This window comes from Ferdinandcohnia sp. SAFN-114, from assembly GCF_059415045.1.
Genome location: NZ_JBPFDQ010000174.1, coordinates 1 through 2593, shown reverse-complemented (window position 1 = coordinate 2593; position 2593 = coordinate 1). Strand labels below are relative to the sequence as shown.

Here is a 2593-nt window from a genome sequence, read left to right as displayed (position 1 = left end):
AAGTATTTTGGTTAAGTCCTCGATCGATTAGTATCAGTCAGCTGCACATGTCACCATGCTTCCACCTCTGACCTATCAACCTCGTCATCTTCGAGGGATCTTACTAGTTTAACACTATGGGAAATCTCATCTTGAGGGGGGCTTCATGCTTAGATGCTTTCAGCACTTATCCCTTCCACACATAGCTACCCAGCTATGCCCTTGGCAGAACAACTGGTACACCAGCGGTGTGTCCATCCCGGTCCTCTCGTACTAAGGACAGCTCCTCTCAAATTTCCTACGCCCACGACGGATAGGGACCGAACTGTCTCACGACGTTCTGAACCCAGCTCGCGTACCGCTTTAATGGGCGAACAGCCCAACCCTTGGGACCGACTACAGCCCCAGGATGCGATGAGCCGACATCGAGGTGCCAAACCTCCCCGTCGATGTGGACTCTTGGGGGAGATAAGCCTGTTATCCCCGGGGTAGCTTTTATCCGTTGAGCGATGGCCCTTCCATGCGGAACCACCGGATCACTAAGCCCGACTTTCGTCCCTGCTCGACTTGTAGGTCTCGCAGTCAAGCTCCCTTGTGCCTTTACACTCTACGAATGATTTCCAACCATTCTGAGGGAACCTTTGGGCGCCTCCGTTACTTTTTAGGAGGCGACCGCCCCAGTCAAACTGCCCACCTGACACTGTCTCCAAGGCCGATAAGGCCTTCGGGTTAGAATTTCAATACAGCCAGGGTAGTATCCCACCGATGCCTCCACCGAAGCTGGCGCTCCGGCTTCCAAGGCTCCTACCTATCCTGTACAAGCTGTACCAAAATTCAATATCAGGCTGCAGTAAAGCTCCACGGGGTCTTTCCGTCCTGTCGCGGGTAACCTGCATCTTCACAGGTACTATAATTTCACCGAGTCTCTCGTTGAGACAGTGCCCAGATCGTTACACCTTTCGTGCGGGTCAGAACTTACCTGACAAGGAATTTCGCTACCTTAGGACCGTTATAGTTACGGCCGCCGTTTACTGGGGCTTCGATTCAGAGCTTCGCTTGCGCTAACCCCTCCTCTTAACCTTCCAGCACCGGGCAGGTGTCAGCCCCTATACTTCGCCTTGCGGCTTCGCAGAGACCTGTGTTTTTGCTAAACAGTCGCCTGGGCCTATTCACTGCGGCTCTTCAGGGCTATGCACCCTAAAAAGCACCCCTTCTCCCGAAGTTACGGGGTCATTTTGCCGAGTTCCTTAACGAGAGTTCTCTCGATCACCTTAGGATTCTCTCCTCGCCTACCTGTGTCGGTTTGCGGTACGGGCACCATTTACCTCGCTAGAAGCTTTTCTTGGCAGTGTGGAATCAGGAACTTCGGTACTATATTTCCCTCGCCATCACAGCTCAACCTTACGGTAAGCGGATTTGCCTACTTACCAGTCTAACTGCTTGGACGCACATATCCAACAGTGCGCTTACCCTATCCTCCTGCGTCCCTCCATCGCTCAAACGGTAAAGAGGTGGTACAGGAATATCAACCTGTTGTCCATCGCCTACGCTTTTCAGCCTCGGCTTAGGTCCCGACTAACCCTGAGCGGACGAGCCTTCCTCAGGAAACCTTAGGCATTCGGTGGATGGGATTCTCACCCATCTTTCGCTACTCATACCGGCATTCTCACTTCTAAGCGCTCCACCAGTCCTCACGGTCTGACTTCACGGCACTTAGAACGCTCTCCTACCATTGTTCGTAAGAACAATCCACAGCTTCGGTGATACGTTTAGCCCCGGTACATTTTCGGCGCAGAGTCACTCGACCAGTGAGCTATTACGCACTCTTTAAATGGTGGCTGCTTCTAAGCCAACATCCTGGTTGTCTAAGCAACTCCACATCCTTTTCCACTTAACGTATACTTTGGGACCTTAGCTGGTGGTCTGGGCTGTTTCCCTCTTGACTACGGATCTTATCACTCGCAGTCTGACTCCCGAGAATCAAGTCTTTGGCATTCGGAGTTTGACTGAATTCGGTAACCCGATGAGGGCCCCTAGTCCAATCAGTGCTCTACCTCCAAGACTCTATACTCGAGGCTAGCCCTAAAGCTATTTCGGAGAGAACCAGCTATCTCCAAGTTCGATTGGAATTTCTCCGCTACCCACACCTCATCCCCGCACTTTTCAACGTGCGTGGGTTCGGGCCTCCATTCAGTGTTACCTGAACTTCACCCTGGACATGGGTAGATCACCTGGTTTCGGGTCTACGACCACGTACTATTTCGCCCTATTCAGACTCGCTTTCGCTGCGGCTCCGTCTCTTCAACTTAACCTTGCACGGGATCGTAACTCGCCGGTTCATTCTACAAAAGGCACGCCATCACACATAAATGTGCTTTGACTACTTGTAGGCACACGGTTTCAGGTTCTATTTCACTCCCCTCCCGGGGTGCTTTTCACCTTTCCCTCACGGTACTGGTTCACTATCGGTCACTAGGGAGTATTTAGCCTTGGGAGATGGTCCTCCCAGCTTCCGACGGGATTTCTCGTGTCCCGCCGTACTCAGGATCCACTCAAGAGAGAACGAAGTTTCGACTACAGGGTTGTTACCTTCTCTGACGGACCTTTCCAGGTC

1 rRNA gene is annotated in these 2593 nt (G+C 52.2%); it reads right to left on the bottom strand.

The window, feature by feature from the left end:
- Positions 1–7: 7 nt before the first annotated feature.
- Positions 8–2593: ribosomal RNA gene (locus ACR65M_RS26695) — 23S ribosomal RNA — on the bottom strand; the annotation flags it as partial.